Here is a 20,899-nt window from a genome sequence, read left to right on the forward strand (position 1 = left end):
GGTCAGGTCCTCTCTCGGAGCAGCCGGAACTGCAGCGCGGTGACGATGGCGATGACCACGAAGATGAGGTAGCTCATGGCCGACGCCAGTCCGTAGTTGCCGAATCCGAACTGCTGGTACGTGTAGTAGGACACCGTCATGGTGCTGTTGAGCGGCCCGCCTTTGGTCATCACGAAGGGCTCCTCGAAGACCTGGAGGTAGCCGATCGAGGTGGTGACCATGACGAAGAGCAGGGTCGGTCGCAGCAGCGGCAGGGTGACGTGGCGGAAGCGCTGCCGGGCGTTGGCGCCGTCGATGGCGGCGGCCTCGTGCAGCTCGGCCGGCACGGCCTGCAGGCCGGCGAGGAAGATGATCATCGCCGTTCCGAAGTTGCGCCACGCGGCCATCATGATGAGCGCGGGCATCGACCAGTTCGGGTCGCCGAGCCAGTTCGGGCCGGTGATACCGACCCAGCCGAGGGCGGTGTTGATGAGGCCGCCCGGGTCCTGCAGCAGGAAGCGCCACACGACGGCCACCGCGACGATCGAGGTGATGACCGGCATGTAGAAGCCGAGTCGGAAGATCGCACGGAACCGCGTGATCCCCTTGTCGAGCGCGAGGGCGGCGGTCAGGGCGAGGACGAGAGTCAGGGGCACCCCGACGAGCACGAAGTACGCCGTGTTGGCGGCGGCCTTGCGGAAGATCGGGTCGGACAGCGCCTTGGTGAAGTTGTCGAGCCCGATGATGTTGACCGAGAAGGGCTTTCGCAGGTCGCGCGCCTTCGTGTCGGTGATGCTCATGAAGAGCGACTGGGCCACCGGCCACGCCGTGAAGGCGAGGAAGAGCAGGCAGAAGGGGATCGCGAGGACCCACGCCGCCCGGCCCTCCCGGCCCCGGGACGTTCCCCGGCGCCGGGAGCCTCCGTCGCCCACCCCCCGGGGCGACCTGTCGTCAGGTCGCCCCGGGGCTGCGGCCGGAGCTGGCGTCACGGGTCCGGTGGGGGACCCGGTCGTGCCGGTCTGGGCGGTCATGCGATCACATGCCCGTGCCGATTGAGTCGGCCTGCTGCTGGGCGTTCTTGAGACCGGTCGCCGGGTCCTCGCCGCTCTTGGTGACCTTCTCCATCTCGGTGTCGAGCGCCTTGACGGCCTGCTCCCACGTCGGGAACGACGGCGGGGCCTTGGCGGTCTCGAGCTGCTTGCCGAAGACGGCGAGCTTCTTGTCGGACGCGAGGGCCGGGTCCTGCCAGGCGCTCTTCACCGACGGGAGGTCGGTCGAGAGGGTATACCACTTCGACTGGACCTTGGGGTCGGCGAGCCAGTTGACGAACTTCCAGGACGTGTCGCGGTTCTTCGTGTTCTTGAAGACGACGAAGTTCGAGCCGCCGACGAACGACGAGGAGCCCGACGAGCCGGCCGGGATCGGCGCGACGTTGTACTTGTCCTTGAAGCCGGCGCCGCCGACCTTCTCGACCGCGGACATCATCCACGGACCGGAGATGAACATCGGGACCGTGCCCTTGGCGAAGTCCGGCTCGGTGGTCGGGGTCGCCGGGGCGGCCTTGTTGGAGATGCCGTCGGTGAAGTACGACTGGTAGTACTGCGCAGCCTTGAGGATCTGCGGGCTGTCGAAGTTGTACGCCTTGCCGCCGTCCTTGGTCAGGTCGGCGCCGTCGGACCACGCGAACGGCATGAGGGTCTGCCAGGAGCCCTCGCCGCCGGCCTGCAGGCCGATGCCCCACTTGGCGCCGGCCTTGGTCTGCATGGCCTTGGCCATGTCCTTGAGGCCCTGCCAGTCGGTGGGGGCGGCGTCGTAGCCGGCCTTCTTGGCGAGGTCACTGCGGTAGAAGAGCACGCGGGTCTCGACGTACCAGGGGATGCCGTAGGAGGTGCCGTTGACCTCGGTCGTCTTCTGCGCGCCCTCGAAGAAGGCGGACTTGTCGACCTGGGCGGGCGTGGGGTCGAGCGCGTCGCTCGCGGCAAACTCGCCCATCCACGTGGTGCCGACCATGGCGACATCGGGCGTCTTGCCGGCAGCGATCGCGGCGGTGAACTTGTCGTGGGCGGCGTCCCACGGGATCGCCGTCACCTTGACCTTGACGCCGGGGTTGGCCGTCTCGAAGTCCTTGGTGAGCTTGGGCAGGTTGTCACCTTCGGCGCCCATGGCCCAGACGGTGATCTCGCCGGTGGCCTTGCCGGAGCTGACCGCAGCGCCCGTCTGGGCCGCGCCGGAGCCGCCGTTCTCGCCGTCGCGACCGCAGGCGGTCACGGTGAGGGCGGCGGCCGTCATGCAGGCGACCGTGATGGCTGTGGTGCGTCTCATCGGTGTCTCACTTCCTTGTGTGCTCTTCGAGACGAGCGGGGTTTCAGGGGGTGGAGGTGGTGGTGGTTCTGGGGGCGTTCTGGGGGTGGGCTGGGTGGATGGAGGGCGCCCGGTGGGACGGGCTGTGGGCGTATGCCGTCAGGTCGCGCGGGTGGGTGGGGTGGCGCGAGGCGCGGCCGCACAGCCGCAGGAGCCTCGGATGATCACCTGGGTCGGGAGGACGCGCGGCGCAGCGAGCAGCTCGGCCCCGTGGACCCGTTGGTGAAGACGTTCGGCCGCGAGCGCCCCGAGCTCACGGACGGGTTGGCGCACGGTGGTCATACCCGGACGCACGTAGCGGGACGTCATGACGTCGTCCCAGCCGACCACCGCGATGTCACCGGGCACGTCGCGGCCGGCGTCCTGCAGGTGGCTCATGATCGACAGGGCGAGCTCGTCGTTCGCGCACACCAGTGCGTCGGCGGTGATCTCGCCGGCGAGGATGCGCTCGGCGACGGCCTCGCCCTCACCCTCGCGGAAGGGGACGCGCACCGGCTCGGCGGGCTCGAGACCCTGGGCGTGGTGGGCGGCGACGAAGCCGGCGTGGCGCTCGCGGATGTCGGGGGCGCCGTCGGGGTCACCGACGAAGAGGAGCTGGCGCCGGCCGTGGCCGAGCACGTGCTCGGTGAGCTTCTGGGCACTGTGGGCGTTCTCGGCACCGACGCTCTCGATGCCCTCCTGCGGCGACCCGGCGATGATGACGACCGGCTTCTTGCCGTGCAGCGCCTTGGCGACGGCGGGCGGCATGGCGGCCGAGCCGAGCACGGCGATGGCGTCGACGTGGGTGGCGAGCTGGCGCACTGCGCGGGCGATGTCGGCCTTGCCCTCGGTCAGCATGAGCGTGACGCTCTGGCCGAGCTCGGCGGCGCGGGACTCGAAGCCCATGAGCAGCTCGGAGTAGTAGGGACCGGTGAGCTCGGGCAGCACGAGGCCGTGGGCCTCGTGGTGTCGGACGGCGAGGCTGCGGGCGGCGCCGAGCGGCACGTAGTCGAGCTCGTCGACGGCATCGAGCACCTTCTGCGTCGTCTTGGCCGAGACGGTGCCCGCGCCCTGGAGGACCCGCGAGACGGTGGCGATCGAGACGCCGGCCCGCTCGGCGACCGAGTAGATCGTGGCGCCCGGGTGGTTCGCCGCGCTGGGCGCGGGGTGGGCGGCGGAGACGGCGGGCGTGGAGGTCGCGGCCGGGTTCTGCTTGCGTGCCGTTGCCACTGGTCCCACCTCTCGCGTCTCGTCGTTGAGTCGTTCGCGCTCTGTAAGCGCTTACATCTGCCTTTCCATACTGCACAGGTCCGCGGGCCGGCGCAAGACCCGCGCGCCACGACGCCGCCGGGCGGCGGCTCGGAAGGGCCACCCGGGGGCGTACGCAATCGGCGTGCATTTGCTTGTCCCACAGTCGTTTTCATAAATGTGAGGGCGCCCGGTCCGTCGCGACACGCGCGGAGAACCGGACGCCCGGAAAGTGGACGAATCAGTCCTGCATGAGGCCGATCATGTTGCCGTCGGCGTCGGCCAGCGAGGCCGTGCGGCGGCCACCGCCGACGTCGGTGGGCTGCTGCGTCACCGTGGCCCCCGCCTCGACGAGAGCGGCGATCGTCGTCTCGAGTTCGTCGACCGACCAGAACGGCGTGGCGCCCGTGATGCCCTTGCGGTGACCGTTGGGGTCGAGGGCGAGCTCCTGGCCGTCGACGTTGTAGCCGACGTAGTAGGGCTGGTCGGTGTGCGGCGCCACCCCGAGCAGGGCGGTGAAGACCCGCTTGGCGGCGTCGAGGTCGGCAACGGGGTAGATGAGGGTGTTCACGGCAGACATCGGTCTCTCCTTGGTTCTCGTGGTTTTCCTGGTTTGCCTGGTTTCCACGAGCGCGGTGTCACATCGGGTGGCTCCGGCTCGTCAGTGCTATGACGGACCACGAGACGAGGATGTGACGGGGATGGACGACGAGAACCTGACGCGGGAGCAGTGGCTGGCGCGTGACTTCGAGGAGCACCGGCCCCGGCTGCGCGCCGTGGCCCAGCGGGTGCTCGGCTCCTCGGCCGACGCCGACGACGCCGTGCAGGAGGCCTGGCTGCGCCTGCGCCGCAGCGACACGAGCGACGTCGCGAACCTCGGCGGCTGGCTCACCACCGTCGTCGGCCGGATCAGCCTCGACATGCTGCGGTCGCGCGCCTCACGCCGCGAGGACAGCTGGGACGCGGGGCTCGCCGAGCTCACCGAGAGCGAGCGCGCCGCCCACCCGACCGCGCGCACGCCCGACCCGGCGTACGAGGCCGAGCTCGCCGACAGCGTCGGCGTCGCGCTGCTCGTCGTGCTCGACACGCTCGGTCCCGCCGAACGCCTCGCGTTCGTGCTGCACGACCTCTTCGGCATGCCGTTCGAGCAGATCGCCGACATCATCGACCGCTCCCCCGCCGCCACCCGCCAGCTCGCGAGCCGGGCGCGCCGACGGGTTCGCGCCGCCGACTCGGAGGCGGAGGTCGAGAGCGCCGGCGGGGGCGGGCCCGAGGGTCAGCGGCAGCGGGCCGTCGTCAGCGCCTTCCTGCACGCCGCACGCGGTGGCGACCTCGCGACCCTGCTCGAGCTGCTCGACCCCGACGTCGTGCTCACCTCCGACGCCGCGTCCGCCGCCATGGGCTCGCCCGACCGCCTCGTCGGACCCGAGGCCGTGGCGGGTCGTTTCAACGGCGGGGCCCAGTCCGCGCGGCTCGCTGCCTTCGACGGCGGCATCGGTCTGGTGTGGGCCCTGCGCGGCAAGTCGAGGGTGGCCTTCCGGTTCACCGTCACCGACGGACTCGTCACGGCCATCGACATGCTCGGTGACGAGGCCTGGCTCGAGTCGCTGGAGATCTACTACCTGCGCGACTGACACAGCCCGGTCGTAGGGTCGAGGTCGTGGCAGACCGTATGCGTGCAGCAGTCGTCCTCGGGTCGGGCGGGGCCCGCGGCTACGCCCACATCGGCGCGCTCGAGGTGCTGGGCGAGCGGGGTTTCGACGTCGTGTCGATCGCCGGGACGTCGATGGGCGCGCTCGTCGGCGGGGTGGCAGCGGCGGGCAAGCTCGAGGCGTACACGGAGTGGGCGCGCAGCCTCACGCAGCGCGAGGTGTGGCGGCTGCTCGACCTGACCCTCAGCGGCGCCGGAGGGGCGATCCGGGCCGAGCGGATCATCGGCAAGGTCGGCGAGATCCTCGATGGTGCGACCATCGAGAAGCTGCCGATCCCCTACACGGCGGTCGCGACCGACATCAACGCACGGCGCGAGGTGTGGTTCCAGCGCGGGCCGGTCGAGCACGCGATCCGGGCCTCGATCGCCATCCCGGGCGTCATCACCCCCGCGGTCATCAACGGTCGCGTGCTCGTCGACGGCGGCCTCATCAACCCGATCCCGATCGAGCCGACCGCGGCGGCGTCGGTGGACGTGACCATCGCGGTGTCGCTGTCGGGTATGCGGTCGGCGGCCGGTGCCGCTCCGGTCAAGGAGTCGTCCGAGCCGGTGCCGCGCGAGGAGTGGACGAGCCGGCTGCGGCGCAGCGCGACGGAGGTGCTCGAGTCCGAGCGGTTCCGGGGGATCACGAGCCGGCTCGGCGGCTACGCCCGAGACTCCGAGAGCTCCCTCGCCGCGAGCCCGGCTGACGGCGTCCCGGGCCCGACGGACAACGCCCTGGCCGAGGCGACGCTCGTCGTGCCGCAGACCCCGAGCGAGGCGTTCGTGCTCGGGCAGGCCGATGTCGGGCTCGTCGACCTGCTCAACATGTCGTTCGACACGATGAGTGCGCTCATCTCCCGCTACCGGATGGCGAGCAACCCGCCGGACGTGCTCGTCACCGTGCCGTCGAACGCCGTGCGCACCCTCGACTTCCACCGCGCCGCCGAGATGATCGAGCTCGGCCGCCAGCTGACGACCGAGGCCCTCGACCACGCCGGCTACTGAGGACCTCACCGGGTCCTTTGGCCCCGCCCTCCCGGGCTAGGCGTAGCCGCGCACCCAGTCGACGACGAGCTCAGGGACGAGATGGCCGTCGTCTCCCACGGACTTCTCCGGGAAGTCGAACGTCGCGAGCATGAGCTGCAGCGGGTAGTCCGGCGGACGAGGGCACGACCGCACGAGAGCGCCGTCGACGTGGAAGTCCGCACGGTCGCGGTCCCACCGGACGGCATACGTGTGCCATTCGGCGAGGTCGATCGGCAGGCGCGGGGCCGCGAAGTCCTCGCTGACCTCCGGGTCGCGGAACGGGTGCAGGCCCATGCCGACGGCGGTCGAGACGCCCGGCTCGACCGCATCGCCGAACATCTCGGTCACGCAGATCTCCGCCGACTCCTCAGGCGTCTTCTCGAAGCCGACCATCCACAGCGCGACCATCGAGCGGGGCGAGACGACGGCCCGGGCACGCAGCTCGACCCACCCACCGTCGGGAAGCCAGCCGCGGTGCTCGGGCTGCTCCTCGCGCACGACCTGACCGTCGCGGAACGGCTGCTGGCCCTGCGTGCTGCCGGCTGGGCCCGACCAGCTGCCCGACTGGATGCCCGAGACGCGGATCGGCGGCAGGTGCTCGCCCGCGCACCAGACCGGGTGGTCGACGGGGACCCGCAGGTGCAGGCACGAGTCGCGCACGTCGTAGGCGGCTTCGGTCTCGGCGCGCGAGCTCCAGGCGGGCAGGTAGTGCGGCACCCACGTCGTCGGGTCGAGCTCGGTGCCGTCGAAGTGGTCCTCGAAGACGAGCACACGGTCATCGGCCATGTGGACATCCTCGCGCGAACGGCCGGCGAGCCCGCAGGTTTCCGGGCCGTCCATGCGGTGGCTCTGCACTGTCGGCGGCGGCCGCCAGAGTGGAGGTGTGATCCTCCACGCCGACGCCGATGCGTTCTTCGCCTCGGTCGAGCAGCGCGACGACCCCCGTCTGCGCGGCCGTCCGATGGTCGTCGCCCACGAGGTCGTCGCGTGCCCGTCCTACGAGGCACGCGCGCTGGGCATCCACGCCGGTATGCCGCTGCGCCAGGTCCAGCGCCGGTGGCCCGATGTCCTCGTCACGGGCTACCGGTCGGAGGCCTACGAGGAGGCGTCGGCTCTGCTCTTCGACCTCTTCCGCCGGTTCACACCGCTCGTCGAGCCGGGCTCGATGGAAGAGGCGTTCCTCGACGTGACCGGCCGCGACCGCGGCGACGTGAGCGGCATGGCATACGCGTTGCGAGCCGCCGCACGAGCTGAGGTCGGTCTTCCCGTGTCGGTGGGGGCCGGCCGCACGAAGCTCATGGCCAAGCTCGCGAGCAGGCGCGCCAAGCCTGACGGCGTGGTCGTCGTCGACGCCGAGCTCGAGTCCCGGGTGCGGCCGCGGCTGCGGCTCGACGACCTGTGGGGCGTCGGGCCGGCGACGTACGAGAAGCTCCACGCCGCAGGGCTCTTCGTCGTCTCCGACCTGCACGGCCTGTCGGAGGACGACCTCAAGCGCGTCGTCACCACGGCCATGGCACGCCGCCTCGTGTCGATCGCGCGCGGCACCGACGACGCGACGATCCGGCTGCCCGGCCCACGGCGATCCGTGAGTGCGAGCCGGTCGTTGCCGTCCACGCGTACGCGGTCCAAGGTCGTCGCTGTCCTCGACGAGTGCGTCGGCCGTGCAGTCGCGCGGGTGGCCGGCCTCGACGAACCGCCTCGCCTGCCGAGTCGGCTCGAGGTGTTCGTCCGCTACGACGACGGCACGCAAGTGCTCGAGCGGGGGCCACTCGGGGTGCCAACGCTTGACGCGGACACGTTGCGTGGCGCCGCCATCGAGCTGCTCGACCACACGGGCTACGAGTGGGACGGGCGCGGAGTGACGATGGTCGGGGTGACCCTGCCGCTCCCAATGCCGACCACGCCGACATCGAGCCCGCCCCCAGCCGGCACGGTCTGACCACCACGCCGGCCACGCCACGCCACGCCAGCCCCTCGCTGGGGGGAGGGCTTGACCTCAAGGGGGCTCGAGGTCGCAGCATGGGCGGGTGACTGCACCCACGACGACGGAAGCCCTCACTGCCGAGGAAGCGGCGGCGTACCTGCGGCGCATCGGCGTTCCAGCACCCGAGGCTCCGACCTTTGCCGCACTGGCGTCGCTGCACCGCGCCCATCTGCTGACCGTGCCGTTCGAGAACTTCGACATCGGCCTGGGGCGACCGATCCGCCTCGACCGAACCTCGCTCTGGAGCAAGATCGTCGACGAGCGCCGTGGCGGCTACTGCTACGAGCTCAACGGGCTCTTCGGCCTGCTTCTTCGCCGGCTCGGGTATGCCGTCGACCTCGTGTCGGCCCGTGTGACCAGGGCCGACGGCGGCCTCACTGACGAGTACGACCACCTGGCCCTGGTGGTGTCCTCGCCCGACCTCCCCGAGGCGGTGCTGGCCGACGTCGGGTTCGGCGACGGGTTCGTCGAGCCGCTAGCGCTGGTCGATGGTTTCGAACGACGCGAGCGCGGCCTGTCCGTCGGTCTGGTGAGGCGCGGTGAGCTCTGGGTCTCGCGCGAGCGCCGTGACGGGGAGGATTGGCGCGACCGGTTCGTCTTCACGACGACGTCACATCCGCTCGACGACTTCGCCGAGCGGAACGAGTGGCAGCAGAGCTCACCCGACAGCCACTTCACCCGCGCGCGCCTCGCGTCGATGCTCACCCCGACCGGACGCATCACACTCAGCGGCACGCGGCTCATCACGACCGCCCATGGGCACCGCGACGAAGTCGAGCTGGAGGACGAAGCCGCGGTGCTGGTCGCGCTCGCCCACCACTTCGGCATCGTGCTCCCAGCCGGGTAGGTCGTGGGGTCAGTCCCAGGCGTCCTGGGTCGGGCGGCAGAGGCAGAACGGGTGCCCTGCAGGGTCGGCATAGACGCGGAAGCCGCGCTCGGGCTCGGGCCGCGGCGCGTCTACGGGATCGAGTGCCACGCCACCGAGCTCGAGAACCCGCTCGTGGGCGGCAGCGATGTCGATGACGACGAAGTCGAGGTGCGCCTGCTGGTGGCCGCGCGGCCAGTCGGGTGACTCGTGGTTGGGAGCGAGCTGGGTGGCGATCCGCGGCCCGTCCCAGAGCACGTTGAACCAGTCGCCATCGGGGTCGGCCTCAACTCGCCCGCCGAGCAGGTCGGCGTAGAACTGGGCCACGCCGGCCGCGTCGGCGCAGTCGAGGGCCACGCAGTCCCAACCGATTTTCGAGGCGGTGTTGTCAGAAGTGGTCATGCCCTCCACTGAACCATCGTGGAGTGACACGGCACCCGCGTCTCCTTCGCCCCGCCCTGCCCGTCGAAGACGGGTCACCATCGTCGATGCTCCTCGGGGACGTGCCAGATGACCTGGTCGGGCAGGACCGTCGCGGTCAGCCCGAGCTGGTGGACGATCGTGTGGTGCCGCCCGCACAGCAATGCCCCGTTGCACAAGTCGGTGGCGCCTCCGTGAAGCCAGTGCACGACGTGGTGGGCCTCGCACCACTGAGACGGCACCGTGCAGCCTGGATAGCTGCACCCGTGGTCACGCTGAGCCAGCGCCAGGCGCTGCGCAGGAGTGAAATAGCGGTCGGTGCGGCCGATGTCGAGGACCTGTGACGGCCCGCCCAGAACCGTGGGGAGGATCTCCGCCTCGCACGCGACCCGCCGCACCGTCGACGCCGAGAGCACCTCGTCGTTGTCGGCCACCCCGGCGCCGCGGAGCCGGTCGAGCAGCGCGTCGAGCGACATCGTCACGACCAGCTTCGTGCGCGGCGTCCGCGTCACGCCCTGCGGCGCTGCGACCGCTCGCTGGATCAGCTCGAGCGCAGCGTCTGCCCGCCGGGTCGCGGGAGACCTCGGGTCGACCGACCGCCTTGCGTCGGCAGCGGCACCCGCATCGAAACCCGCACCAGCACCGGCCACTGCACCAGCACCAGCACCTGCACGAGCACCAGCACCAGCACCAGCCACTGCATCTGCCCCTGCACGAGCAGCAGCACCTGCGCCTGCGCCTGCGCCTGCGCCTGCACCTGCACCATCCTTGGCGCCGGGCGGCTGCGCGGCCAAGCCGCTCCAGTCGAGATCGGGCCGTGGCCGGGCAAGCGCGTCGACGGCTGCGTCGAGGATCGCGGACCCCTCGGGGTCGAGACGCCAGAGGTACTCCGTCATCCCGGCGCATCGACCGACCTTGGTGAGCGACCGTGCCCCGCGCAGCCGCTGCGCCTCGTCATCCACCTGCTCAGGCGGACGCAAACTCGCTCGCCCATGGGCAGCCAGGCGGCGCAGCTCTCGCACTCCCAGCTGGGGAGCAGCCTCGACCATGGCGTCGACGACCTGCTCGACCTGGACCGGATCGGCGAAGGTGATGACGTCGCCGCGGAACCGCACGATCACCGCTGCCTGGTCGACGGACACCGAACCATCGCGCACGCGACCGGCCAGACCCACCCACCGCGGGTCGTTCATCGCCGCACCGACAGCGGTGAGCGCGGCCGACGCCCCGGCTGCCAGGCCGGGCGCGTGCCCCGCCACCCAGTCGTTGCGGGAAAGCCCCGCCGCCTCCGCGAGCCCACGCGAGCTCACCTCCGCAGCCAGCACCGCCGACAGGCTATGGGCCATCTCGCGGACCGCCTGCGCCTGCTCGATGGCATCGCCGAGCCCGGCCTCTGGCATCGTCCAGACTGGTGTGTTGCGCGCGATGAGGCGCAGCTCGGCGGCCATCGCCGCCAGCCGGGCCGCGAGCCCGGGCAGGTCGTGCAGGCCCGCCAGCTCCAGGACGTCCACCGACGCCAGCGGCACCGAGCCGGCTGCCGCACCAGGACCGCCCACCGCCCCGGTGGCGACGTCGCACGCAGCAGGGGCTCCTGCGCCTCGCTCGATCACGGCCACTGTCGTCATGGTTCGATCATATGTTCGACCGCTGACAGTCCGCCCCGCTTGTCCACACCCCTCAGCGCGGCGGCTTCGGCCAGACGACGGTCGTGGAGGTGACGGGTCGCACCGACGAGCTCTTCTCGGCGCCCTCGACCACGACCGTGTGCGTGCCGGCCGGGAGGTCGGCGAACGTGGCGACTCCGTGCCCCTTGCGCAGCGTCGGCTCGACCCTGCCCAGCACCTTGCCCTTGGCGCTGCGCACCGTCACGGCCACCGCCTTGCGCGGCGGCTCGTCGCCGCCCACCTCGGACTCGAGGTCGAAGCCCACCTTCAGTGCCTGGCCCGTCGTGATCAGGTCGGGCACCGTCGCCCGCACCGTCGTGTCCTTGAGCTCGTCGCGCCTGCGCACCGGCTGCGCCGTGAGGATCTCCTGGATCTGGTCGAGGACGAACGGGTTGCACTGGAGGTTCGTGTGCTGCTCGGGCACCCGCACTGCGAGGTTGGTGTCGAGCGCCTCCCCCAGACCGACCGCCCCCGTGAGCGACACCGTTCCGTCCCCGTAGTCGTTCTCGCTGCCGAACGTCTGCGACGTGAACGCCTTGCCGTCGCGCAGCGTCACCGTCGTCTGGCTGGGCTGCCGCACCCCGACGACCATGTGCGTCATCGTGCGGCTCGCTGCCCGCGCCGTCTCGGCTGCCTGCAGGTCGGCGTGGAAGGCCATCGCGTCGGCGACCATCGCGGTGCTGACGTTCGGCACGGAGACCTCTGTCGTCTTCGCCCACCCGTCCCCGGCGGCGATGCACGCGTACTCCGGAAGCAGCTGGAAGAGCGACGGCATACGTCGTGAGAACGCCGTGAGGTCGATCGACAGCGGCCCGATGCCCTTCTTCACGCCGTTGACCAGCTGCTCCAGGGCGTCGGTCGCGCCTCGCCAGGGCGTGCCCAGGGTGATGAGTTTGCGCGTGACCTCCGCGCCACCGCACTTCTCGATGTACCAGCGCGCCACCAGGCCACCCATGGAATGGCAGATGAAGACCACCTTGGCGTCGGCATACGCCCCGCCCTGCCCGCGCAGCCTCTCGAGGGCCGGCTCGACGACCGACTTCAGCCGCTCGCCGTTGTAGCGGTTCGACAGGCGCCAGTCGTACGCGTACGCGATGAGCGAGGGCGCCCGACCGGCGCCGTCACGCGAGTACCCCTGCGCCTCAAGGGCTTTCACGAGCACGTCGTAGCCGCGGATCGGCGTCCAGATGCCCGGCAGCACGTGCACGTCGGGCATGAGGGCGACCGGTTCGACGCCGTCACCGGGATGCCCGTCGCCGATGCCGTCGGGCAGCTCCTTCTCGAGGATCGAGGTGCCGCCCGTCAGCAGCTTCCACACCGCCCCGGCGCTCGGCGCCCATATGAGGTTCGCACTCGCGGGCGACCCGTCGTCTCCCCTGACTCCGAGAGTGCTGCCAGTGATGCCCGGGAGCACCACCACGAGGTCGTTGCTCGTCATGCGACCCACCATCCGTCCGTTCCGGTGACCTGTCGGTGAACTCCCCCGACCAACGGTGGCACCGACCCGCAGCAGTGATACGCGAAACGGGCAGTCCGGTCACTCGTCGGCGGGTATGGGTTGACCAGAGTCCCAACTCCGTGGATCCGCCACGCCCCGGACGACAGAGAGGCCACCCGTGGACATCACCGACGTCATCCTCCGCCAGCACGACGAGCAACGACGCATGTTCTCGATGCTCGAGGAGTGGCCGCGCGACGACCACGAGGGTCTGGCCGCCGTCTGGAAGCGGCTCGAGATCCTGCTCGAGGTGCACGCGGAGGCCGAGGAGAAGTACTTCTACCCCGAGCTGCTCCGGCTCGGCACGGGAGGCGCCGACGCCGAGTCCGTCGACGAGGAGGTCGAGGACGCCGTCAAGGACCACAACGAGATCCGTCAGGCGGTGCGCAAGGTCGGCCGCTGCCGCACCGGCTCCGAGGCGTGGTGGCGAGCGGTCGTCGACGCGAACGTGCACAACAGTGATCACATGGGCGAGGAGGAGCGGCAGGACCTTGCCGACTTCCGGCAGCAGGCGACGCTCGAGCTGCGACACGAGATCGCGGTCCAGTTCCTCCGCCACGAGGCGCTGCGCTGGTCAGATGGCATCACGCCGAAGGACAAGGACCCGAAAGCCTACGTCAGGGGCGCGAAGTCGACGAAGGCCTCTGCGACCGCCAAGAAGGCGGCCCGTGACGCGAAGAAGGCCGCGACGACCGGTCGCGCTCGCGCCGCGCGCTCGAAGAAGTCGTCGGCCGAGGCAGCCGAGGACTGACAAGAGGACGTATGCCGTCCGCCCCACTCCGGCCCCCACGCCCAGTCCCGCGCCGCCCCCTCCCGGTCGAGTGCCCACTTTCCGACACCTGAATGGGCACTCGACTGGGCCGGGCGCGTCGGGAACTGCGCACTCGACCTGGGCGGGGCGTCGGGAACTGCGCACTCGACCTGGGCGGCGCGTGGGGAACTGCGCACTCGACTGGGGGCGCGCGGGCGTCAGGTGTGGGGGTGTCGGCGGCTGCGCTCGATGCGGAGGGCGGCGAGGACCACCATTCCGGCGACCAGTCCCCAGAAGGCGGCGCCGACCCCGGCGACGGTCACTTCGGACGCCGCGACGACGAGCGTGACCGCGCCCGCCTCGCGAGATCCCGCGTCGGCGAGCGCCGCCGCGGCCGACGCTGCGAACGTGCCGAGCAGCGCGAGCCCCGCAATGGTCTCGATGAGTCCGTGGGGGGCGGATCGCGCTGCGGCTGTGACGAGTCCGGCCAACGGCCCGAACGCGATGTAGGTGACACCGCACGCGACGCCGGCGACCCAGCGGCGACTCCTGTCGGGGTGCGCCTCGGGTCCGGCGGCGAGTGCGGCCGAGATCGCGGCGAGGTTGATGGCGTGCGCCCCGCCGACGGCGCCGACCGCCGTGGCGCCACCGGTGTAGAGCAGCGGCGCGCGCATGCCGGGTCGGTAGCCGAACGACGCGAGCACTGCCATGCCCGGGATGTTCTGGCTCGTCATCGTCACGACGAAGAGCGGCAGGGCGATGGCGACGAGCGCCGCGGCGTCGAACGCCGGCGCAACCGGAACGACCGCGGGGACCGCTGTCGCCAGGTCGAGTCGGCCGAACACCCCCTGGACGCCCATGACCACGATCGCCGCGACGAGCGCCCCGATGACCGCCCAGCGCCGGGCGAACGCGACGAGCACCAGCCACGTGACCATGACGGGAGCGATCGCCGAAGGTGAGGTGACAACAGCTCGGAACGGTGCCACGCAGAGCGTGAGCAGCACACCCGCGAGCATCGCGCTCGCGAGGCCGGTCGGGATCGCCTCGACGAGCCGCTCGAGCGGTCGCACCAGTCCACAAAGGGCGATGAGCACTCCGCACACGACGAAAGCGCCCACCGCGGTGGCGAACCCGCCCGCCGGCACCGTGGCGGCCGCGAGCAGGGCTGCACCCGGCGTCGACCACGCCATCGTGATCGGCATCCGCAGCCGCCACGAGAAGAGCACGCAGCCGAGGCCCATGGTCACGCAGAGGACGAGCAGTCCCGAAGCGGCCTGCTCCGGGCTCGCGCCCACGGCCTGGAGACCGGTCAGCACGACGGCGAAGGAGCTCGTGAAGCCGACCAGGCCGCAGACGACGCCGGCCAGCACCGCGTGCGCGGTCGATGCGGACGACCCCGCGGGTGACGTCACGGACGGCTCAGCGGAGGTGGTCGCTCGACGCGAGCGCACGGCATACGTCGTCGAAGGCCGTGGGGCTCCCCGCGGCCACGAGTCCCGGAGGCGTGAGGTCGCGAGGCGAGTACGCCTGTCCTGCAGTGGTGCCCAGCATCCCGCCGGCCTCGGAGAGCAGCAGCGATCCGGGCACGTGGTCCCAGGGCGACGCCTTCGCGTAGAGGATGTAGTCGGCCTCACCCTCGACGAGCTTGGGGTAGTCGATGCCGCACGACACCCACGTCAGCGTCATCGGCTCGAGACCGTGGAGCGCCTTGCCGATCCACTTGCGACGGGACGTGCGCCCGCGCAGGCCACCCTCGGGGCTCGGGGGCACCGTGAGGCGCCGTGACCCGTCGGCATCGTGCCGCCAGGTGCCGGCGCCGCGCTCGGCGACGAAGGCGAGCTCGTGCTGCGGCTGCCAGATCCAGGCCCGCACCGCCTCACCGCGCACCGTCTCGCTGACCATGACCGCGTGGTCCTTGGACCCGTGGACGAAGTTCTTCGTGCCGTCGACGGGGTCGACGGTGAAGGCGTGGTCGGCGACGGCATACCGGTGGATCAGGTCGGGGTCGCCGGCGAAGGTCTCCTCGCCGAGGATCGTCGCGTCGGGGTAGGCCCCGCTCAGTGCGGCGTTGATGAGGACCTCGGCCTCGCGGTCGGCGTCGGTGACGAGGTCGCCGGGGCGCTTCTCGTGGACCTCGCCCGCGGCGAGCGCCCGGAACCGGGGGTTGATGACCTGCTCGGCCACGTCCTTCAGGAGGCTCAGCACCTCGTCCGTCTGCACGCCCCCAACCTAGCGACCTGACGCCGGTCGCCGACGAGCATCCCATCGGCGGCTAGGGGGCGCAGGTGGTCGGGCACGGCGAGCCACCAGCCGAGCACCCCGCGGGCGATCTCGGACATCGTGAGCGGGTCGTCGCCAGGCACCGGAAGGGCGTCCTGCAGTGCCTTGATCAGGTCGTGGCGGCCCCGCATCCCGAGCACGTAGACGAGTCCGCGGAGCAGCTCGGTGTCGTCGGAGCCGACCAGGGCGCTGCCCGTAGCGATCACCTCCGCGGCGCGTCGGGCGAACGACGTCTCACGCTCGTCGCGCCTGCGGTTGGCCGGCTCGACGGTGTTGCCCACGACGTAGGCCGCCTGCATCGCGACCGAGCAGGGAGTCGTCGGCGACAGAGCCACCCGCTCGAACATGTCGAGGTCCTCCGGCTGGCCCACCCACGTCAGCACGCTCACCGACTCGTGGGCGGCGACGAGGTCGCCCCGGTCCACCGCCGCACTGAACGCGGCCGCGTGCACGCGCCCGATGATGCGGCTCTGGGGCGACAGCATGAGGATGCCGAGCGCGTTGTCGCGCTCCTCCTCGTTGGTCTGGCCGAGTGCGGTCTGCAGCAGGCTGGCGAGCACCGGCTCGCCGGCGGCGGCACGGCCCTCCCCGGCCTCGAGCACCGCCCGGATGCGCTTCTGCGCCTCGCGCACGGCCTGCGCCGACATGGCCCGGCCGTCGCGGATGATCGACGCCGCCGCCCGACGGTCCTCTGCGGTGAGCACGTTCGCGAGGCGCTGGCTCGCCGGACCCAGGGCACGCACGAGGTTCGCGGCGCCGCGGTGGACGAGGTACGAGTGGTCGGGGTCGCGCAGGTGCTGCACCGCGAGGCGCACCGCTTCGCGACGCAGGTCCACGTCGAGCCGCGTGCCATTGACCAGCGTGGTCAGCACGGTGAGGCAGCCCCGCAGGGCACTGGAGCTGGTCGGGTTACGCAGCTGGTCGAGCATGACCGACAGCGCCTGCGGGTCCCTCGTGTACTGCAGCAGGCTGAGGGTGTCGTTGTAGAACTGCGCGTCGGGTCGGGCCACCGCCTCCGCCGCGAGCCGAGCCACGACCCCACCGCTGCGGGGGTGCCCGGCCAGGCGCGCGAGCGCCTCGGTGCGCTGGGCGTAGTCGAGGTAGAGGCAGAGACCGACCTCCTCGAGGAGACGGCGGAAGAGCGCCTCCCAGTCGGCCGAGCGGACCATCGCGTGCGGCATACGGCCGAGGTGGTCGGAGAGCCGGTCCCAGTCGAGGCCGGTCATCCGGTCGTCAGCGAGCGCGCGCTCGAGCAGCTCGAGGGTGCCCCCGACGTCGGGCTCGCCACGTGGTGGCAGGGCCGCGGCCGACCGGATCGGGTCGTGCGACCGGGCGAAGAGGTCGATCATCGAGAGCAGCTGTCCCTCGGGCAGCTCGAGCACCGACTCGTAGCGGCGCACGAGGTTGCGGGTCACGTCCACACCGCCGCCCTCCCACCGGCCGACCTGCGCCCGGTGCACCGGGGCGGCGCGCCCCCCGCCCTGGGCGAAGCCGGCAGCGCTGCGCAGCGCGGGGTCGGTCGCGTGCAGCCGGGCGTTGCGCAGCACCCACCGGATCTCGTCGGTCAGCACGTCCCCCACCCACCCCGCACCGGAGCGACCAACGCCGCGTCGAGAGCCCCAGGCCGAGCCCCGTCCGTTGCGTCGGGCAGTTTTCCTCGCAACGTCACCCACCCCGGGCCCGAGCCCTTCGTAGAGTGGCCGTCGAGCCGGATGCTCCGGGACGGGAGTCGCGATCTGGGGGGGACTCCCGTCCCACCGGCGACGACGCGCAGACGTGCGGCATCGCCGTCGCCGACCTCGATCCGAGCCGACGTCGCCCCCGTATGCCGTCCCATGACGACCCCCTCGCGCATCCCCGGAGCCCCCCGCTCCGTCCCCTTGAACCCCTGCAACGTTGCGCCGGTTCGAACATCCCGCAACGGGTGAGGGATATCTCGTTCCATTGGGTACGGTAAGCCTCGGTACGCAGCCTGTGGAGGGGAAGCGCGCCTTTTGGGCCGGGAGCCAGCATGCTGGCTCCCGGCCTTTCACGTCCGGGGAGCGCCCGAAGGGGTGCCGGGACCTGCCGAGGACACTGCCGAGGACACTGCCGAGGACAATGCCGATGACGAGTGCGTATGCCGGCTGGCAGGCTGACGCCGTGACCGCCGAGCCCCAGCCCACACCGCCCGCCCCCGACTCGCCCTCGGCCGTGCCCGTGCTCACCGACGGCGTCGTGACGCTGCGGGCGCACTCGCTCGACGACGCCGACGCCGTCGTCGAGCAGAGCTGCGACCCCGAGAGCCTGCGCTGGACCACCGTCCCGCGTCCCTACTCCCGCGAGCACGCCGTCTCGTTCGTCGAGGGCAACCTCCGCGCGTGGGGCACGCCCGACGGCACGAGGTCGTGGGCCATCGAGTGGACCGACGGCCTCGGGCGCCCCCGGTTCGGCGGCACCATCGACCTGCGGCCCGGCAGCGCCGCGTCGGTCGGCGAGCTGGGCTTCGGCCTGCACCCTGCTGCTCGAGGCCACGGCATCATGTCGCGCGCCGTGCGGCTCGTCGTCGACCACGCGTTCTCGACCCCCGTCTGGGGCGTGCCGGTGACCCGGCTGCACTGGCGCGCCGTCGTCGGCAACTGGGGCTCGCGACGGGTCGCCTGGGCCGCCGGCTTCACCTTCCACGGCACCATCCCCGAGAGCCACCCTGACCCGATGGGCGGCACCACGGCGCTCGACACCTGGACCGCGAGCATCACCCCGGGCGACCCCCGCTCGGCGAGCAACCCGTGGCTGGCAGCGGCACCGATCGCAGGCGAACGCGTACGCCTGCGCCCGTGGCGCCTCGACGACGTCGACGCCATCGAGCCGCGCAACGACCCCAGCCACTGGATGCCCGCACGCTCGATCCTGCGGCCCGACACGTTCGCGGCGTGGGTGCACAGCCGCCAGGAGCACTTGGCCGAGGGCACGGGGATCGACTGGTGCGTCGCCGACCTCGAGACCGACCGCGCACTGGGCAGCGTCACGGTCTTCAGCCGCGGCGGGCCCATCACCGACACCGCAGAGCTCGGCTACCAGTTCTTCCCGAGTGCCCGAGGACGTGGCGCCGCGAAGGAGGCCGCGCGCCTGGCAGCCGGCCACGCGCTCGCCCCGACCGCCGAGGGCGGGCTCGGCGTGCGACGCCTCGTCGCCGAGACCGCCGCCGACAACGAGGCCAGCAACGCCGTGCTCCGTTCGGTCGGCTTCGTCGAGTTCGGGCGCGAGCACTCGGTCGACCGGCTCGCGGACGGCAGCTGGGGCGACGGGCTGCACTGGGAGCTGCTGCCGTGAGGCTGGCCCACGCCCAGGACCTCGACGCCCCGGTCGACGCCGTCTGGGCCCACTTCATGGACCTCAAACGCATCGGCCGCTGCTTCCCCGGCGCCAAGGTGACGAAGGTCGACGGCGACGACTTCGTCGGCGAGATCCGCGCCAAGCTCGGGCCGCTGTCGATGTACTTCGACGGCACCGGCTCGATGACCGAGCACGACGAGCAGGCCCGGCACGCCCGCCTCACCGCGACCGGCCGCGAGCGCCACGGCCTCGGTAAGGCCACCATCGACATCACGCTCACCCTCGAGCCGCTCGAGCCCCTGCGTGACGGCGACGGCGGCCGCACGCACGCGCGCCTCGCGACCGACCTCGTCTTCCTCGGCTTCCCGATGGACTTCGGCACCGGCCTCGTGCAGCGCGCCTCCGACCCACTCATCGAGCGGTTCCTCTCCTGCATGGCGGTCACCGACCGGCTGCCGGCCGACGAGGAGGAGGACGACGTTGGCGCGCTCGACCTCGTCCGCTCGGCCGGCGACCTCCTCGGCTCGTTCCGCCGCAAACGGCGATGAGGGTCGCCGTCGTCGGCGCGAGCGGCTACGTCGGCTCCCGGCTCGTTCCCGAGCTGCTCCGCCGCGGCCACGAGGTCGTGGCGACGCGGCACCGCAGCCCTGCCGGTGGCGTGACGGCATACCCGTGGGGTGACGACGTCGAGTGGCGGCGCGTCGACGTGCAGGACGAGGACGCCGTCATCGCGGCCCTCGACGGTGTCGACGCCGTCTGTTACCTCGTGCACGGACTCGACGACGACGACTTCATGGAACGCGACCGCAGGGCCGCCGACAACGTCGCGTATGCCGTCGGCGTCGTCGGCGCCACCCGCCTCGTCTACTTCTCGGGCATCGTGCCCGACCTGCCCGACGACGAGCTGTCCGACCACCTGCTCTCACGGCTCGAGGTCGAGGAGGTGCTCGCGACCGCAGACTGCCCGGTGCTGACGTTGCGCGCGTCGATGGTCATCGGGGCCGGCTCGACGAGCTTCGAGGTGATGCGCCAGATGTCGCACCGCCTCGGCGTCGTGCAGACGGTGCCGGCGTGGATGGCCGGTTCCGTCATCCAGCCGGTCGCCGTCGCCGACGCCGTGTGGTTCCTGGCCGAGGCACTCGAGCGGCCCGACGTCACCGGCCACCTCGACGTCGTCGGGCCCGACCGGCTCAGCTACGTCTCGCTCCTGCGCACGTATGCCGCCGAGGCCCGGCTGCTGCGCGTGCAGCTGCCGGTGTGGCTGGCGCCGGTCGAGACGGTCGCGCGCGTCGCCGGCTCGCTCGTCGACGTGCCGAGCGGCACCGTGCAGTCGCTGATCCCGAGCCTCGGCCACGACATGGTGGGCGAGCTGGACGCCACCGACGTGCTGGGTCAGCCGGGTGGGCCCGACGGGCGCGAACGGGGGCGTCTTGGCGTGGCCGAGGCGATCCGGAGGTCGCTGGCGACGGAGCGCGCCGGTGACGGCGCCCCCGACGGGGCGGCCCTGGACGGCGACCCGCAGGCCCCGTCGGCGGGCGACCCGTCGTGGTCGCGGCACCGGTCGGTGCTCGACTGGGCGTGGTCGGCGACCTTCGGTCGCTAAGTTCCCGGCGCCGAGAGGTGCGTCGGGAACTGCGCACTCGACTCACACGACCAGTCGAGTGCCCACTTTCCGACACTCCCCAAGGCGAGTGCGCAGTTCCCGACGTCGCGACGCGTGGGGAACTGAGCACTCGACTCACACCACCAGTCGAGTGCCCACCTTCCGACACTCGAGTGCGCAGTTCCCGACGTCGCGACGGTGGGGAACTGGGCACTCGACTCACACCACCA

The 20,899-nt window shown here is 71.6% G+C and carries 19 protein-coding genes; 8 read left to right on the forward strand and 11 right to left on the reverse strand.

The genetic code is table 11. From position 1 onward, the window contains the following. Positions 1-2 precede the first annotated feature (2 nt). The 4 genes from AC1DE0_RS05585 to AC1DE0_RS05600 all read right to left on the reverse strand — a co-directional run bounded on the left by AC1DE0_RS05585 (position 3) and on the right by AC1DE0_RS05600 (position 4,147). Positions 3-1,010: a carbohydrate ABC transporter permease gene (locus AC1DE0_RS05585; protein WP_478098034.1), complete on the reverse strand. Its 1,008-nt coding sequence runs from the start codon at positions 1,008-1,010 to the stop codon at positions 3-5. Positions 1,011-1,014: 4 nt separating this feature from the next. Beyond that, entirely contained in the window at positions 1,015-2,301 is a 1,287-nt protein-coding gene (locus AC1DE0_RS05590; RefSeq protein WP_478098037.1) for a sugar ABC transporter substrate-binding protein, read from the reverse strand. 138 nt (positions 2,302-2,439) lie between these two features. Continuing rightward, the gene (locus AC1DE0_RS05595; RefSeq protein WP_478098039.1) at positions 2,440-3,549 is read right to left on the reverse strand and encodes a LacI family DNA-binding transcriptional regulator; all 1,110 of its coding nucleotides are present in this window, start codon (positions 3,547-3,549) and stop codon (positions 2,440-2,442) included. 259 nt (positions 3,550-3,808) lie between these two features. Beyond that, positions 3,809-4,147, reverse strand: a complete 339-nt coding sequence (locus tag AC1DE0_RS05600) for a VOC family protein (protein ID WP_478098042.1) — start codon at positions 4,145-4,147, stop codon at positions 3,809-3,811. 121 nt (positions 4,148-4,268) lie between these two features. On the opposite strand from AC1DE0_RS05600, the gene AC1DE0_RS05605 reads away from it, so the two are divergent. Together AC1DE0_RS05605 and AC1DE0_RS05610 are read left to right on the forward strand one after the other, a co-directional pair. Beyond that, complete coding sequence (locus AC1DE0_RS05605; RefSeq protein ID WP_478098044.1) at positions 4,269-5,201, forward strand: sigma-70 family RNA polymerase sigma factor; 933 nt, start codon at positions 4,269-4,271, stop codon at positions 5,199-5,201. 26 nt (positions 5,202-5,227) lie between these two features. Beyond that, the gene (locus tag AC1DE0_RS05610; protein ID WP_478098047.1) at positions 5,228-6,265 is read left to right on the forward strand and encodes a patatin-like phospholipase family protein; all 1,038 of its coding nucleotides are present in this window, start codon (positions 5,228-5,230) and stop codon (positions 6,263-6,265) included. A gap of 36 nt (positions 6,266-6,301) precedes the next feature. On the opposite strand, the gene AC1DE0_RS05615 is transcribed toward AC1DE0_RS05610, so the two are convergent. Beyond that, on the reverse strand, positions 6,302-7,072 hold the full coding sequence (locus AC1DE0_RS05615) for a glycoside hydrolase family 16 protein (RefSeq protein ID WP_478098049.1): 771 nt from the start codon (positions 7,070-7,072) through the stop codon (positions 6,302-6,304). 97 nt (positions 7,073-7,169) lie between these two features. On the opposite strand from AC1DE0_RS05615, the gene AC1DE0_RS05620 reads away from it, so the two are divergent. Both AC1DE0_RS05620 and AC1DE0_RS05625 read left to right on the forward strand, forming a co-directional pair. Then, the gene (locus AC1DE0_RS05620) at positions 7,170-8,225 is read left to right on the forward strand and encodes a Y-family DNA polymerase (protein WP_478098051.1); all 1,056 of its coding nucleotides are present in this window, start codon (positions 7,170-7,172) and stop codon (positions 8,223-8,225) included. Positions 8,226-8,313: 88 nt separating this feature from the next. Continuing rightward, entirely contained in the window at positions 8,314-9,117 is an 804-nt protein-coding gene (locus AC1DE0_RS05625; RefSeq protein WP_478098053.1) for an arylamine N-acetyltransferase family protein, read from the forward strand. Between the two features lie 9 nt (positions 9,118-9,126). On the opposite strand, the gene AC1DE0_RS05630 is transcribed toward AC1DE0_RS05625, so the two are convergent. The 3 genes from AC1DE0_RS05630 to AC1DE0_RS05640 all read right to left on the reverse strand — a co-directional run bounded on the left by AC1DE0_RS05630 (position 9,127) and on the right by AC1DE0_RS05640 (position 12,657). Then, positions 9,127-9,537: a VOC family protein gene (locus AC1DE0_RS05630; protein WP_478098055.1), complete on the reverse strand. Its 411-nt coding sequence runs from the start codon at positions 9,535-9,537 to the stop codon at positions 9,127-9,129. Positions 9,538-9,611: 74 nt separating this feature from the next. Further along, on the reverse strand, positions 9,612-11,180 hold the full coding sequence (locus AC1DE0_RS05635) for an HNH endonuclease signature motif containing protein (protein WP_478098057.1): 1,569 nt from the start codon (positions 11,178-11,180) through the stop codon (positions 9,612-9,614). Between the two features lie 52 nt (positions 11,181-11,232). Further along, entirely contained in the window at positions 11,233-12,657 is a 1,425-nt protein-coding gene (locus AC1DE0_RS05640) for an esterase/lipase family protein (protein ID WP_478098059.1), read from the reverse strand. A gap of 178 nt (positions 12,658-12,835) precedes the next feature. Here AC1DE0_RS05640 and AC1DE0_RS05645 point away from each other — a divergent pair, with 178 nt between their 5' ends. Continuing rightward, the gene (locus AC1DE0_RS05645; RefSeq protein ID WP_478098061.1) at positions 12,836-13,468 is read left to right on the forward strand and encodes a hemerythrin domain-containing protein; all 633 of its coding nucleotides are present in this window, start codon (positions 12,836-12,838) and stop codon (positions 13,466-13,468) included. Between the two features lie 218 nt (positions 13,469-13,686). On the opposite strand, the gene AC1DE0_RS05650 is transcribed toward AC1DE0_RS05645, so the two are convergent. Genes AC1DE0_RS05650 through AC1DE0_RS05660 form a run of 3 tightly spaced genes read right to left on the reverse strand, consistent with a single transcriptional unit; the run spans position 13,687 to position 17,322 of the window. Continuing rightward, complete coding sequence (locus tag AC1DE0_RS05650; RefSeq protein ID WP_478098063.1) at positions 13,687-14,883, reverse strand: benzoate/H(+) symporter BenE family transporter; 1,197 nt, start codon at positions 14,881-14,883, stop codon at positions 13,687-13,689. A gap of 7 nt (positions 14,884-14,890) precedes the next feature. Further along, positions 14,891-15,691 (reverse strand): inositol monophosphatase family protein, encoded by an 801-nt coding sequence (locus AC1DE0_RS05655; protein WP_478098065.1) that lies wholly within the window; start codon positions 15,689-15,691, stop codon positions 14,891-14,893. Next, positions 15,670-17,322 (reverse strand): hypothetical protein, encoded by a 1,653-nt coding sequence (locus tag AC1DE0_RS05660; RefSeq protein ID WP_478098067.1) that lies wholly within the window; start codon positions 17,320-17,322, stop codon positions 15,670-15,672. Before AC1DE0_RS05660 ends, AC1DE0_RS05655 begins: the two co-directional genes overlap by 22 nt. Before the next feature lie 529 nt (positions 17,323-17,851). Between AC1DE0_RS05660 and AC1DE0_RS05665 the strand changes: the two genes are divergently transcribed. Genes AC1DE0_RS05665 through AC1DE0_RS05675 form a run of 3 tightly spaced genes read left to right on the forward strand, consistent with a single transcriptional unit; the run spans position 17,852 to position 20,669 of the window. Next, entirely contained in the window at positions 17,852-19,063 is a 1,212-nt protein-coding gene (locus AC1DE0_RS05665) for a GNAT family N-acetyltransferase (RefSeq protein WP_478098069.1), read from the forward strand. Then, positions 19,060-19,614 (forward strand): SRPBCC domain-containing protein, encoded by a 555-nt coding sequence (locus AC1DE0_RS05670; RefSeq protein ID WP_478098071.1) that lies wholly within the window; start codon positions 19,060-19,062, stop codon positions 19,612-19,614. Before AC1DE0_RS05665 ends, AC1DE0_RS05670 begins: the two co-directional genes overlap by 4 nt. Further along, positions 19,611-20,669, forward strand: coding sequence for an NAD(P)H-binding protein (locus AC1DE0_RS05675; RefSeq protein ID WP_478098073.1), 1,059 nt, complete (start codon positions 19,611-19,613; stop codon positions 20,667-20,669). The genes AC1DE0_RS05670 and AC1DE0_RS05675 overlap by 4 nt, the downstream gene beginning before the upstream one ends. The last annotated feature ends 230 nt before the right edge of the window (positions 20,670-20,899 follow it).

This window comes from Terrabacter sp. 05T424, from assembly GCF_056396225.1.